This window comes from Leclercia sp. Marseille-Q4284 (assembly GCF_916618945.1).
Lineage (GTDB): Bacteria > Pseudomonadota > Gammaproteobacteria > Enterobacterales > Enterobacteriaceae > Enterobacter > Enterobacter tamurae.
The window spans coordinates 1,168,986-1,181,366 of sequence record NZ_CAKAKG010000002.1; the positions used below are offsets into that span (position 1 = coordinate 1,168,986).

At 60.2% G+C, this 12,381-nt stretch carries 14 protein-coding genes; 2 read left to right on the forward strand and 12 right to left on the reverse strand.

Annotated elements, in window-relative coordinates; translation table 11 throughout:
* Positions 1–132 precede the first annotated feature (132 nt).
* Positions 133–1,158 (forward strand): TerC/Alx family metal homeostasis membrane protein, encoded by a 1,026-nt coding sequence (locus LG383_RS20240; protein ID WP_225760020.1) that lies wholly within the window; start codon positions 133–135, stop codon positions 1,156–1,158.
* A gap of 76 nt (positions 1,159–1,234) precedes the next feature.
* Here the strand turns inward: LG383_RS20240 and LG383_RS20245 are convergent, their stop codons facing one another.
* The 3 genes from LG383_RS20245 to LG383_RS20255 form a co-directional block, all read right to left on the reverse strand.
* Entirely contained in the window at positions 1,235–1,894 is a 660-nt protein-coding gene (locus LG383_RS20245) for an HAD family hydrolase (protein WP_106995294.1), read from the reverse strand.
* A gap of 94 nt (positions 1,895–1,988) precedes the next feature.
* Positions 1,989–2,783, reverse strand: coding sequence for an SDR family NAD(P)-dependent oxidoreductase (locus tag LG383_RS20250; RefSeq protein WP_225760021.1), 795 nt, complete (start codon positions 2,781–2,783; stop codon positions 1,989–1,991).
* Positions 2,784–2,837: 54 nt separating this feature from the next.
* Positions 2,838–3,698: a LysR family transcriptional regulator gene (locus LG383_RS20255; protein WP_225760022.1), complete on the reverse strand. Its 861-nt coding sequence runs from the start codon at positions 3,696–3,698 to the stop codon at positions 2,838–2,840.
* 99 nt (positions 3,699–3,797) lie between these two features.
* Between LG383_RS20255 and LG383_RS20260 the strand changes: the two genes are divergently transcribed.
* Positions 3,798–4,304 (forward strand): phenolic acid decarboxylase, encoded by a 507-nt coding sequence (locus LG383_RS20260; RefSeq protein ID WP_106995291.1) that lies wholly within the window; start codon positions 3,798–3,800, stop codon positions 4,302–4,304.
* 5 nt (positions 4,305–4,309) lie between these two features.
* On the opposite strand, the gene acpT is transcribed toward LG383_RS20260, so the two are convergent.
* Genes acpT through LG383_RS20305 form a run of 9 tightly spaced genes read right to left on the reverse strand, consistent with a single transcriptional unit; the run spans position 4,310 to position 12,378 of the window.
* A complete protein-coding gene (gene acpT, locus LG383_RS20265; protein WP_106995290.1) occupies positions 4,310–4,891 on the reverse strand; it encodes a 4'-phosphopantetheinyl transferase AcpT in 582 nt (193 codons plus the stop codon).
* A 2-nt stretch (positions 4,892–4,893) separates the two neighbouring features.
* Positions 4,894–6,123, reverse strand: coding sequence for a beta-ketoacyl-ACP synthase (locus tag LG383_RS20270; RefSeq protein ID WP_106995289.1), 1,230 nt, complete (start codon positions 6,121–6,123; stop codon positions 4,894–4,896).
* Positions 6,120–6,851, reverse strand: a complete 732-nt coding sequence (locus LG383_RS20275; protein ID WP_225760023.1) for a 3-ketoacyl-ACP reductase FabG2 — start codon at positions 6,849–6,851, stop codon at positions 6,120–6,122. The genes LG383_RS20270 and LG383_RS20275 overlap by 4 nt, the downstream gene beginning before the upstream one ends.
* Positions 6,848–7,321 (reverse strand): 3-hydroxy-fatty acyl-ACP dehydratase, encoded by a 474-nt coding sequence (locus LG383_RS20280; RefSeq protein WP_225760024.1) that lies wholly within the window; start codon positions 7,319–7,321, stop codon positions 6,848–6,850. The genes LG383_RS20275 and LG383_RS20280 overlap by 4 nt, the downstream gene beginning before the upstream one ends.
* Positions 7,318–8,484 carry a beta-ketoacyl-[acyl-carrier-protein] synthase family protein gene (locus LG383_RS20285; RefSeq protein WP_225760025.1) on the reverse strand — a complete coding sequence of 389 codons (1,167 nt, stop codon included), beginning with the start codon at positions 8,482–8,484 and terminating at the stop codon, positions 7,318–7,320. Before LG383_RS20285 ends, LG383_RS20280 begins: the two co-directional genes overlap by 4 nt.
* 1 nt (position 8,485) lies before the next feature.
* Entirely contained in the window at positions 8,486–9,070 is a 585-nt protein-coding gene (locus LG383_RS20290) for a DUF3261 domain-containing protein (protein ID WP_370635181.1), read from the reverse strand.
* A complete protein-coding gene (locus tag LG383_RS20295; protein ID WP_225760026.1) occupies positions 9,067–11,385 on the reverse strand; it encodes an MMPL family transporter in 2,319 nt (772 codons plus the stop codon). Before LG383_RS20295 ends, LG383_RS20290 begins: the two co-directional genes overlap by 4 nt.
* Complete coding sequence (locus tag LG383_RS20300) at positions 11,354–11,959, reverse strand: outer membrane lipoprotein carrier protein LolA (RefSeq protein WP_225760027.1); 606 nt, start codon at positions 11,957–11,959, stop codon at positions 11,354–11,356. The genes LG383_RS20295 and LG383_RS20300 overlap by 32 nt, the downstream gene beginning before the upstream one ends.
* On the reverse strand, positions 11,956–12,378 hold the full coding sequence (locus LG383_RS20305) for a thioesterase family protein (protein WP_106995282.1): 423 nt from the start codon (positions 12,376–12,378) through the stop codon (positions 11,956–11,958). Before LG383_RS20305 ends, LG383_RS20300 begins: the two co-directional genes overlap by 4 nt.
* Positions 12,379–12,381: the final 3 nt, after the last annotated feature.

Sequence of the window (12,381 nt, forward strand, 5' to 3'; positions counted from 1 at the left end):
AACTACGTTAATGTAAGGTAAAATACGGCGGTTTACTTTTTAAGGGGAGAAGGTCGTTAACGGTCCCCCCTTTTCCTTTACTGGCTTCGCCAGTCTGCATGGTTTGTATTTTGTCTTCAAAAAGGGTTGTGTATGTCATCTGCTCATCTCGGTTTCCCGACGGAAACCGTTGTTGTATTTGTGGTTATGGCTGTCGGGGCGATGTTTATCGACCTCTTCATGCATCGCCATGACAAACCGATTTCACTGAAAAGTGCCGCGCTCTGGTCGATCTTCTGGGTAATGACCGCGATGGCGTTTGCCGGGTTCCTGTACGTTCATCACGGTGCTGAAGTGGCGAGCCTGTTCCTCACCGGTTATGCGCTGGAGGAGGTGCTCTCCGTTGATAACCTGTTCGTGATGATGGCGATTTTCGCCTGGTTCGGCGTGCCGGATCAGTATCGTCACCGGGTGCTCTACTGGGGGGTGATTGGCGCTATCGTCTTCCGCGGGATCTTCGTCGCCATCGGCACCAGCCTGCTGAGCCTCGGGCCGTACGTGGAAGTGGTCTTTGCCCTGATTGTGGCCTGGACGGCGGTAATGATGCTCAAGCGCGGCGAAGAGCAGGACGAGATTGAGGATTACTCTCAGCACCTGGCTTACCGGGCGGTCAAACGCTTCTATCCGATCTGGCCGAAAATCACCGGCAACGCCTTCCTGCTGAGCCAGAAAGAGGTGGATGCCGAGCTGGAAAAACCGGAGAACCAGGATGTGATGGTCGGACGGGTGAAGAAGGCGAAGCGCTATGCCACGCCGCTGCTGCTCTGCGTGGCTGTGGTGGAGCTTTCCGACGTGATGTTCGCCTTTGACTCGGTACCGGCGATCATCGCTGTCAGCCGCGAGCCGCTGATCATCTACAGCGCGATGATGTTTGCGATCCTCGGCCTGCGTACCCTCTATTTTGTGCTTGAGGCGCTGAAGCAGTACCTGGTGCATCTGGAGAAAGCGGTGATCGCGCTGCTGTTCTTCGTGGCCTTTAAGCTCGGCCTGAACGCTACGGATCACTTCTGGCATCACGGCTATGGCATCGGGGCCACGGCGAGTCTGTTAGTGGTGCTGGGCGTGCTGGCGATGGGGATTGTGGCGAGCCTGCTGTTCCCGGGGAAACGTGCGGGCTGATGCCCTCACCCTGCCCCTCTCCTTTGGTCCGAGGGCGCAAACATTAAAAAAGGCAACTTACGTTGCCTTTTTGCTTTTATTTAATGGGTGAATTCCGGCGCGCGCGCGGCGGGTGGAAATGGCGCCAGTGCGGATCCTGCGCAGCAGCCAGCAATTCATGATCGCCGCGGGTATCGCCCCAGGCGCGCACATGGTAATTGTTCAGGCTGCCGTAGACGTTCTCCAGCCGGGCCACCTTCTGCGCACAGCGGCAGTTATGCCCGGTGATCCGCCCGGTCAGCTTGCCGTCTTTCACTTCCAGCTGGGTGCCAATAAGCTTAATGCCGAGCTTGTCGGCCCAGGGCTGCAATACTAGCGCCGGTGATGCCGAACAAATCGTCACTTCCGCACCGGAGTTCACTTCCGCTGCCACCGCCAGTACGCCCTGCGGGCGCATCAACTTGTTCCAGTATTTCTCGCAGAACAGTTCTGCCTGCTGACGCAGCCAGCGCTCATCCACGCCGGTCAGGAAGGTCCGAATCAGCACCTCTTTCAGCTCGTCACGGGTCAGCTTGCGGCGCACACAGTGAATGGTCGGTAAGGCCATTCGCACCAGGCGACCGGCAAAATAGCGTTTGCCGAACGCAAAGCGTAAGAAAGGGATAAAGCTGTCGTGATGCGTCAGCGTGCCGTCGAAATCAAATACGGAAAGCACGCTGGATTTTGCCACTGCCTCATCGGCAATCATATTGGTCATAACGAAGTCTTAGCTGAAATATACATTCTGCCCTCAGTTTACCTGCTTTAGCAGCAGATGCCACCCGCCAGCGGACGGGCGGCCACTGGCACGGCTAGATAATATCGTCCACCACGCCGCCATCGACGCGCAGCGCCGCGCCGGAGGTAGCAGACGCCTGCTGGGAACAGACATAGACCACCATGTTCGCGACCTCATCTACCGTAGCAGCCCGCTGAATGACCGAGCTTGGGCGGTGAGCCATGACGAACTCTTTCGCCAGCGTCTCCAGTGATTTACCGGTTTTCGCTATCTCGTCTTTCATCATCTCCGCGAAGCCTTCCGACATCGTCGGGCCTGGCAAGACGCTGTTCACGGTGACACCGCTGCCGGCGACAAATTTGGCCAGCCCGCGCGCCAGTGACAGCTGGGCGGTTTTCGTCACGCCGTAGTGGATCATGTCCGCCGGAATATTGCAGGCCGACTCTGAAGAGATAAACACCACCCGGCCCCAGCCTTTTTGCACCATGCCGGGCAGCAGGGCGCGGGACAGGCGTACGCCGGACATCACGTTGGTCTGCCAGTAGTTATTCCAGGTCTCGTCGTCGGTAGCGTAAAAATCCTGCGGCCCGTAAATTCCGGCATTATTAACGAGGATATCGACGCCCGAGGCGACCTTCAGCAGCGCCTCCACGCCGTCAGCGGTGCTGAGATCGGCTATCGCCGCCCGCACCTGCACGCCGGGTATCGCCTGCTGCAGCTCCTGGATGCCCCGGTTGACCGAGTCGACGCTGCGTCCGTTAACAATCACCTCTGCGCCGCTTTCCGCCAGCCCTCTGGCGATGGCGAAGCCAATGCCGCCGGTGGAGGCGGTTACGAGCGCCACTTTCCCCGTAAGATCGATTTTCATGGTCTGCTCCATATCATTGTTGAAGTTCAGACCGTTAAGCGTAGCAGTTCACCTTTACGACGGCTGGCTGAAGAGGTGCAGTAAGGTTTCAACCTGTTCGTCGAGCGGGGCGAGCGTGCGTTTTACAATCAGATGTAGCGGTGTAGCACGGCGCGTGCCGTGGTTCAGGGGCAGGGTTTTCAGCACACCGCTTTCCAGCTGTTGCTGAATTCGCTCTTCCGGCAGCCAGCCATACCCCACCTGATACATCACCGCATCGATAGCAGCGTCGATGGTGGAAAAAGTCCAGGCTTCGCCGCCGGGAGGCGCGGCGTAGTTCTGCCCGGCGATCTGGATGAGTGGCCAGGGGCGTAGCATTTCATCAGTGAGCGGCGTGTCGTGTGCAAACAGCGGATGATCCCGATGCGCCACGGCGACAAAATCGATATTCATCAGCCACTCGCCGCGCCCGGTCACATCCTGGCGGCGGGTTAGCACCATCACGTCGGCTTCGCTCGGGATCAGCGCCTCGCCGGCGTTCTCAAGTATTTCGGTCAGATGCACCTCGGTTTGCGGATAGCGCTGTTGAAACTGGCGCAGAATGGCAAACAGATGACGGCGGGGGAAAATGCTGTCCACCACCACATCCAGTCGGGTACGCATCCCGTTGCGTAGCGTCGTGGCGCGAGTCTCCAGCAGGGTAAAGGCGTTCAGCAGCGGTTTGACCTGATTTAACAGCAGCTCCCCTTCCGGGGTCAGCACCGCCTTACGCCCCGCCTGAACCAGGAGCGCCACGCCCAGCCGCTCCTGCAATAACGCCAGGTTATAACTGACGGACGACTGGCTGCGATGCGTCTCCTCTGCGGCGCGGGCAAAGCTGCCCAACTCAATGACGCGTTCAAGCAGCGACCACTGCTCAAGGGTAGTTTTGTGCATGACTCATCTAATTTTTGAATGAATTTGATTAAATCATAGCGTTATTCATCCATTTTTTGCAGGCGTAAGATAGCCTCATTGAAACAGAGGAGACAGAATATGAGCCATTTTGATAAACATGATTTGAGCGGTTTCGTCGGCAAACATTTGGTATATACCTACGATAATGGCTGGAACTACGAGATTTATGTCAAAAACGAACAGACCCTCGACTACCGTATTCATAGCGGGATCGTGGCGAACCGTTGGGTAAAAGATCAGCAGGCGTATATCGTTCGCGTGGGCGAGAGTATTTATAAAATTTCGTGGACTGAACCGACCGGTACCGATGTAAGCCTGATTGTGAACCTCGGCGACAAGCTGTTCCACGGCACTATCTTCTTCCCGCGCTGGGTGATGAATAACCCGGAAAAAACCGTCTGCTTCCAGAACGATCATATTCCGCTGATGGTCTCTTATCGCGAGGCGGGCCCGGCCTACCCAACCGAGGTCATTGATGAGTTCGCCACCATTACCTTTGTGCGCGACTGCGGTGCCAATAACGATGCTGTCATTGACTGTGCTGCCAGCGAGTTGCCGGCAGACTTTCCGAATAATTTGAAATAAGCGGGTTACAGAACCTGAAGTGCACCGTTATGAAGCGTGAAGGGCGTTGGCGTACAGACGGCGAGGCTGAGTTCGCCGTGCTGGAAATGGCTGACGCTCAACGCAGAGGTAAAGGTGCTGTCGACGCTGACAATCTGCCAGGCGCTGCCGCCGCGCTGTTTAACGATCGCCTCTTTGCGCGTCCAGATGCGCCAGAAGGCCGACAGTTTTGCCTCCGGCGCCTCCCGCTCCAGCTCGTCATGTTCCGCGACGCTAAAGACGGCATTCGCCAGCGCCTGCCAGTTATCCCGGGGGCGGATCACTTCGATGTCGCAGCCCACTTCACCCTCATCGCTTAACAGCAGGGCGATATCATCCCCGCTGTGGCTCAGGTTAAACCAGTACGGATGGGCATCGACGAAGGCGGGTTTCCCCTGTTCTCCGAAGATGATTTCCGGCACCGGGGAGGGCGACAAGGCCCGGGCGAGCAGAGTTCGCCCGGCCAGCCAGGGGTTGCGACGCGCCCCCTGGGGCGCCTGTTCGGCCAGCACTGACGCCAGAGGGTCAGCGCTGAGGGTAGAAATTTTTCCCAGTACAAACTGGTACATAGTCACGCCCAGCGTTTAATGATTATAGAAGTGTTGATGCCGCCGAACGCGAAGTTATTGCTTTGTAGATATTCGCAGTCAATATGACGGGCTTTTCCCATAATATAATCTAATGCACCGCATTGCTCATCTGGTTGTCTTAAATTGATGGTCGGAACGAACCAGCCCTCGCGCATCATCTCCAGACTCATCCAGGCTTCCAGCGCCCCGCAGGCCCCCAAAGTATGACCAAAATAGCTCTTTAAGGATGAAATCGGCACGCTGTCGCCAAACACCGCGGCGGTGGCCTGACTTTCGGCGATATCGCCCCGGTCGGTCGCGGTCCCGTGCGCCGATATGTAGCCTATAGCCTGCGGGCTCAGTCCGGCCATTTTCAACGACTTCTCCATGCAGATCTGCATCGTTTCCCGCTGCGGCTGGGTGATATGCGCCGCGTCGCAGTTGGTGGCGAAGCCGACAATTTCCCCGTAAATGGTCGCGCCACGCGCCTTCGCATGCTCCAGCTCTTCCAGGATTAAGGTCCCGGCCCCTTCGCCAATCACCAGCCCGTCGCGCTGGATATCAAAGGGTGACGGCGTGGCCTCCGGCGCGTCGTTACGCTGGCTGGTGGCGAACAGGGTATCGAACACCGCCGCTTCCGACGGGCAGAGCTCTTCTGCGCCACCCGCCACCATCACCGTCTGATAGCCGTGGCGAATCGCTTCCCACGCATAGCCAATCGCCTGGCTGCCGGATGTACAGGCGCTGGAGGTCGGGATCACCCGCCCACGCAGGCCGAAGAACAGGCCAGTGTTAACGGCCGTGGTGTGCGGCATCATCTGCACGTAGGTGGTGCCGGTGATATTGTTGGTGTGCTTCTCGGTGAGCATAGTGGCGAACTCGCTGATCGGCCCGGTGCTGCCGGTGGACGAGCCATAGGCAATCCCGGTTTCACCCTGGGTCAGAACCGGGTCGTCAATCAGCCCCGCCTGCGTCAGCGCCAGTTCGGTGGCGCGGGTCGACAGCAACGACACCCGGCCCATCGCGCGGATGCGCTTGCGGGTGTAGTGCTCCGGCAGGGTAAAATCGTCGATCGGCGCGCCCAGCAGGGTGTGCAGACCTTCATACATTGCCCACTCCGGCATCTTACGCACCGCGTTTTTATAGTCCAGCAAGCGGGCAGCAACCGCTTGCCAGTTTTCCCCAAAGGCGGTGATGCCGCCCATGCCGGTAATCACCACGCGACGCGTCATAACATTCCTCCATTAATGGAAATGACCTGACGCGTTACGTAGCCCGCACTATCCGACATCAGATAGCTGGCAAGTCCGGCCACCTCGTCCGCCTGGCCCATTCGTTTCATGGGGATGCTGGCCATCGCCTCTTTCAGCGCGGCCTCTTCCATCTCGATCATCCCGGTATCAATCAGCCCGGGTGCGATGCAGTTAACGGTGATATTGCGCTTCGCCAGCTCGATCGCCAGCGCTTTGGTGGCACCGATAATGCCCGCCTTTGCCGCGCTATAGTTCACCTGACCCCGGTTGCCCATTACCCCGGAAACGGATGAAAGGGTGATAATGCGCCCGCCTTTGCGGGTGCCAATCATCGGCATGATGCAGGGGTGAATGACGTTGTAAAAGCTGTCGAGATTGGTATGGATCACGCTGTCCCAGTCCTCTTCGCTGAGCGCCGGGAAAGCACCGTCGCGGGCGATCCCGGCGTTGCTGACCACGCCATACCAGGGGCCATGAGCCTCGATATCCTGCTCCAGCACCTCGCGGCACTGCGCGCGGTTACCCACGTCAAAAGAGAGCAGACGCCCGTGGCCACCCGCCTGTTCGATAGCCTTCAGGGTTTCCTCTGCGCCAGCGGCATCGCGGTGGTAATGTACCCCGAGGGTAAACCCGTCTGCGGCAAGTTTAAGGGCGATGGCCCGGCCAATGCCTTTGCTGGCGCCGGTGACCAGAACGGAACGACTCATTGACTTACCCCCTGTTTAAACAGTGTTGCTAATTCCTGCTGACTGGGCTGGAAGGTGTTCACCCGCCCGGTGGCCAGCGTGGCCCCATCGGCAATGATGGCGCACTCGAAGCTGCTAAAGCGTTCATCCTGCATCAGCAGGGTGACAGTGACCGTTAAGACGCTGTTGGCGGGAAAGCTCCCCGCAGCGCACACCAGTTCGCGCGCCCCGAGTACCATACCAAGCGACAGACTCTCCTGTCCCTGCTGCTGACGATGCCAGCCTGACCAGACCCCAACCGTCTGGGCCATCAGTTCGAGGGCATACCAGCCCGGCAGATCGCCCGTGGCGTTCAGGAACGGCGCCAGCACACCATGCGGATCGACCGTGACGCGACAGTTGGCGGACTCTGCGGTGACGCTCTCGACCGATTCGAGCAGCAGCATGGGCGCGTCGTGAGGCAGGTAGTCGGTCGGGGATAAATAACTCATGACACTCTCCCCAGCAGGATGCTGGCGTTATTGCCGCCAAAGGCGAAGGAATTGGACAAAATCACCGCTTTTTTCAGCGCGGTGGGCTGATGCAGCACGCCGCAGGCGGCGAGGGTCGGATCCGGCGCATAGCGATCAAAATCCTGGGCGGGCAGCGGCAGGTCGCGGGTCAGGATCAGCCAGCTCAGCGCGGCCTCGGTGATCCCCGCCGCACCCAGCGTGTGGCCGGTCAAATGTTTGGTTGAACTGCACGGCACGGCCTCGCCAAACAGATCATGCACCACCTGGGATTCAATCTGATCGTTAAGCGGGGTCGCGGTACCGTGCAGATTGATGTAGCCCACCTCATCCGGGGTTAATCCGGCGTCGTTCAGCGCCTGGGTAATGGCGCGGATCGCCCCTTCACCTTGCGGGTGCGGGGCAGAAATATGATACGCATCGCTCGACTCACCGGTTCCCAGCAGCGCCACCGGCTGTGGCTCGCGGGTGAGGACCATCAGGGCTGCCGCTTCGCCAATGGTGATCCCCCGCCGGTCACGGCCAAACGGTTCGCACAGCGTGGTGGAGAGCGATTCGAGGCTGCTAAAGCCATTCACCGGCATCCGGCTCAGCGTGTCTGCCCCGCCAACGATGGCGATATCCACCAGTCCGGCCTCAATCAGCCGACGCCCGCTGATGATCGCCCGCGCGCTGGAGGAGCAGGCGGTCGACAGGGTATAAGCCGGGCCTTGCAGGTTCAGCCAGTTCGCCAGAAAGCGCGACGGATCGCCCAGCTCCTGCTGCGCGTACCGCCAGTTAACGCTGGTTTCACCGTTATGCGTCAGGCGCACATGTGCGTCGCCCTCGTCGAGCCCGGAGGTGCTGGTGCCCATGACCACCGCCACCCGGTCGCGGCCGTAACGGGCAATGGCCTCATCGACGACAGGCTGGATCTGCGCCAGCGCGGCAAGCAGCAGCTGATTGTTGCGCGAGCGATGCACGGCAGCGCTATCCGGGATCGCATGCAGCTCGCCGTCGACGCCGCCGAGCACCGCGTCCTGACCCTGCAGCCAGCCGCTGCGCAGGCGCATTCCCGGGGCCACGCCCCGCGTCAGGTTAGCGGCTATCTCATCAGGCGAGTTGCCCAGGGCGTTGACCAGGCCCACGGCAGAAATGTAGATCATCTCAGTCACCCAGATATTGAATGGTGATGTGGTAGTGAAACACGTGCTGTTCGATGCTGATCGGCTCGCGTTTGCCCTTGCGTTGCAGGTAGACGATCTCCGTCACCAGCTCGCCGTCTGCATTGCGCAGCTCGCGCCGATCGCCCTTATCCTTCAGCGTCCAGCCCTTCGGCAGCTGCGGCAGCCAGGCGTCGATCGGCCAGTGGCTGAGCATCACATCCGCCAGCACCTGGCTGGCTGGTGGCAGCTGCGGCACAACAATCGACTGTTCAGTATGGATGCCCGTTTCATCGTAGGTGGCGAGGAACAGCCGAATACCCACCGAGGACAGCCCGGCGAGCGTCACCTTCTGCGCATCGGCATTCAGCATCACCAACAGGGACTGGCTCTTGCCGTTGAAGCTCCCGGTCAGCAACTGCTGCGAGTTCAACGCCGGAGTGATGCCCGGCGCAGGCAGCGTCACTTTGGTGCCCGGCTGCAGCCAGGCCTGCGGGCGTGTACTGTCACTGTTTTGTGTGGTGTGGCTGCAACCGGTCAGCAGCAGCGCGCCGATCAGCACAGCAGCGCGGTAAAAAGGGGCGATCATCGTTTTCTCTCTTTTTTAGCCGGCATCGCCAGCGGCGCCAGCAGGAAGGCGGTGAAAATACCGCTGACCAGCACAATCCCGAAGCTGCTGATCGCCTGCGTGGCGCTGAAAACCAGCATGCCGAGGGTCAGCAGGGTGGTCATCATCGCCAGGGTGATGGCCAGCATGGAGGTCAACGGCGTACCGCGCGGGTTGTTGAAGAATAGCGTGTAGTTGATACCAATGCCGAGCACCAGGACCAGCGCCAGCAGCGAGAACAGGTTAACCGGGTGTCCTGTGACCGACAACGCCGCCAGGCCACAGCCCAGCGACAGCAACGAGGGCACCAGAGTGATCAGTCCCTTACGCCAGCCGAGGCGCAGCATCGCGCCGCAGGCGATCGTCGCCAGCGCAACCGCCAGCAAACCGGTGAGCACGCTGCGGTAGAGGGCAAACAGGCTGTCGAAACTGGCCTTGCGATCCACCCATACCACGCCCGGATGCTTGTCGGCCAGCGCCGCCAGGGCCGGGCTGTTGTTTACCCCATTAACCGGTACCAGGATGCCGCTTTCTCCGTCTGGCAGCGTCAGCCAGAGCAGGCGCCAGCCTTCGCTGGCCGGGCTGGCAAGCCAGGTCTCAACCTGTACCGGGGTCGCATTGAGATCCGGCGACACCGTTGTCAGCCCGGCATTTTGCAGCACTTTCGTTACCGCCGGGGCCGCATTTTTCAATAGCGCCAGATCGCTTGTCTGTCGTGCCAGCGAGTTCAGCGGCAGGGTGCGCCAGGACTTCAGGTCTCCCGCCTGCTGCGCCTGCGCCAGCGACGGGGTAAAGGCCTCCAGCCGTTCCAGCGTCTGCTGGGCCGAGGTGCCATGCACCACGAACCACTTCTGATCGACACTCTGCCCGGTCAGGGCGGTGATGCGTTTTTCCTGGGCCTGGATATCCTGCGGCAGGGCCTGGAGCTGGGCGATATCGTCATCCACCCGCAGCGTGGCCATGCCCGCGACAGCCAGCATGGCCAGCAACACCGGCAGCCCCACTGACAGCCTTTTATTTCGTCGCCATGCCGCCAGCCAGCGCAGCATCAGCACCATCGCTGGGACCGGACGCACCGGTAAGCCACGACACAGCCACGGGTGCCAGAAGATCACCGTCAGGCACGAGGCGCTCAGTCCCACGGCGGCAAATACCGCCATCTGGCGAATGCCCGGGAACGGGGCCAGCATCATGATGAGATACGCCACCACGGTGGTGAGCAGCGCCAGCAGCAGGGCGTTGCGCACTTTCGCCAGGCTCTGCCAGGGGGAACTCTGCCCGCCGTGAACCATCCGCTCGGTCAGGTAGTAAAGGGTGTAATCCGCTGAAATACCGATGATGCTCATGCTCATCACCAGGGTCATCAGATGCAGTTCACCAAACAGCAGCAGGGTCGCCACCGTGCCCGCCAGCGCGCCCATGGCGATAGAGATCAGGCACAGCAGGAGCGGACGCAGGGAGCGGAACACCGCCACAATCAGCAGGATCACCCCCAGAATAGTGGCGACGCCAAGGGTGGAGATATCCCGCTTCGCCTGCTGGCTGGCGTAGTCGCTGTAAAACACCGTCCCCCGCGACAGCAGCTGCGCCTGGGGATACTGCGTTTTCAGCTGGCCTTCCAGCCCGTGCAGCGTCGTGACAAACCGGTGGGTTTGTTGCATATCGAACGATGAACCGGCCAGCTCGCCGTGCAGCAGATACCAGTAATTACCGGCCTCGTCTTTGGTCACCAGCCAGCCGTCCATCAGCCGCAGCTTCTGGCTGTTTTGCGCCAGCGCCAGCTGGGAACCGCGCATCAACATCAGCGGATCGTTTTGCAGCTCTTTGCCACTGACGCCGGAGAAGGTCGAATAAAGCTGGGATAAAATCCACTGCGCCTGTGCCTCGCCGCCGTTTTGCAGGCGCGCCCGGGTGGCCGGGTCGATCAGGCCGTTGCGGTGCTGCCAGAAAAATTCTCCCCAGGCCTTCTGTTCGGCGGCGTCCATCGGCCCTTTTACCTCGTGCAGCGACCCCGAGCCTTGCAGCAGGCTCAGCCACTGCTGCGCCACCTGCGGATCGGGCTGTTTACCGGGGCTGACCAGCCACACCAGCTGGCGGTCAAGGCGTTCAATAAAGCCGTCGTTCAGCGCCGGGGGGATCGCCCCGAGGCTCTGTTTCGGCAGCATCGCCAGCACGCTGCTGTTCAACCGGGCACCGGGCAGCAGCGACAGCAGCACACCCAGCAGGATCGCACAGGTCAGCGCCCACAGCAGCGCCGGGCGGCGATTATGGCGCGGCAAAGCGTTGGCGTTCGGCATCGGTCAGGCTGGCGGGCGTCAGTTGGTGGCGGGAGAGGGCGATATTGGTGCGGTCGCCCTGTTTGTCGTTCAGCACGATGGATTCCAGATAGGTCGCGCCACCCAGATCCATCGAGGCAAAAATCTTGTCCAGCGGGGTGGTAGTGGGGGTCAACACCAGCGACCAGCGGCCCTTGCCGAGGTCTTTAAAATCGATGCGGAAGTTCTCTTCCAGCACCTTACGATCCGCCTGGAACAGGGCGCGCAGCAGGTGGTTGAACTGGAACATCTGCGGATTGGTGTCGGCGGTGATGGTCTGCGGCGGTTGACCGTTGATGGTCTGCACCATCCGGCTGTCATCCAGCAGCAGCGTCATCGGGAAGGGGGCCTTTTGATCCCACAGCAGGCCGCTGTCGCGGGCGATCAGCATCTCGCCGTTGGATCGCAGCGGCTGCGGCATATCCTTAATGGTGCGGGTCTGTTCAAAGTGGGCGCGCACCACCGGCTGTTCGGTAAAGCGCTGCTGGAGTTCGTCCAGGGTGACGGCGCTGACGAACGGGCTTATCAGCAGGGCAAGTAGCAGTAACCCTTTCATGGCGTGACTCCCATACGTTCAAACAGGATCGCCGGGCTGACAAAACAGAGCTCGCGGCTTTTCTCCTCCACCGCCACCTGAATGGTGTAGCCGGTGGTGGTCCGTTTGCCGCTGGTGGCGTCAAAAATCTGATAGGCAATGCGCAGGCGGTTCTCAAACTCCTCGATATGGGCCCGGACGCGGATCCTTTGCTCAAAGGTGAGGACATCGCGGTATTTCACCCGGGTATCGACCACCGGCCAGAGATAGCCGGAGGCTTTCATCTGGCGATAGCCATAATCGAACTGGTTGAGCAGGGCCTCGCGGGCAATTTCAAAATAGCGGAAATAGTTGCCGTGCCAGACCACGCCCATCATGTCGACGTCGTGAAACGGTACGGTCAGCTCTACTTCGGTCGTAAAGCGGGGATCGGTCAGCACCCT

Excerpts from the sequence above, each read along its gene's own strand:
- LG383_RS20300 (WP_225760027.1), bottom strand. The coding sequence starts at position 11,959 with ATGAAAGGGTTACTGCTACTTGCCCTGCTGATAAGCCCGTTCGTCAGC.
- LG383_RS20245 (WP_106995294.1), bottom strand. The coding sequence starts at position 1,894 with ATGACCAATATGATTGCCGATGAGGCAGTGGCAAAATCCAGCGTGCTT.
- LG383_RS20295 (WP_225760026.1), bottom strand. The coding sequence starts at position 11,385 with ATGCCGAACGCCAACGCTTTGCCGCGCCATAATCGCCGCCCGGCGCTG.
- LG383_RS20240 (WP_225760020.1), top strand. The coding sequence starts at position 133 with ATGTCATCTGCTCATCTCGGTTTCCCGACGGAAACCGTTGTTGTATTT.
- LG383_RS20285 (WP_225760025.1), bottom strand. The coding sequence starts at position 8,484 with ATGATCTACATTTCTGCCGTGGGCCTGGTCAACGCCCTGGGCAACTCG.
- LG383_RS20275 (WP_225760023.1), bottom strand. The coding sequence starts at position 6,851 with ATGAGTCGTTCCGTTCTGGTCACCGGCGCCAGCAAAGGCATTGGCCGG.
- LG383_RS20250 (WP_225760021.1), bottom strand. The coding sequence starts at position 2,783 with ATGAAAATCGATCTTACGGGGAAAGTGGCGCTCGTAACCGCCTCCACC.
- acpT (WP_106995290.1), bottom strand. The coding sequence starts at position 4,891 with ATGTACCAGTTTGTACTGGGAAAAATTTCTACCCTCAGCGCTGACCCT.
- LG383_RS20280 (WP_225760024.1), bottom strand. The coding sequence starts at position 7,321 with ATGAGTTATTTATCCCCGACCGACTACCTGCCTCACGACGCGCCCATG.
- LG383_RS20255 (WP_225760022.1), bottom strand. The coding sequence starts at position 3,698 with ATGCACAAAACTACCCTTGAGCAGTGGTCGCTGCTTGAACGCGTCATT.
- LG383_RS20290 (WP_370635181.1), bottom strand. The coding sequence starts at position 9,070 with ATGATCGCCCCTTTTTACCGCGCTGCTGTGCTGATCGGCGCGCTGCTG.
- LG383_RS20270 (WP_106995289.1), bottom strand. The coding sequence starts at position 6,123 with ATGACGCGTCGCGTGGTGATTACCGGCATGGGCGGCATCACCGCCTTT.
- LG383_RS20260 (WP_106995291.1), top strand. The coding sequence starts at position 3,798 with ATGAGCCATTTTGATAAACATGATTTGAGCGGTTTCGTCGGCAAACAT.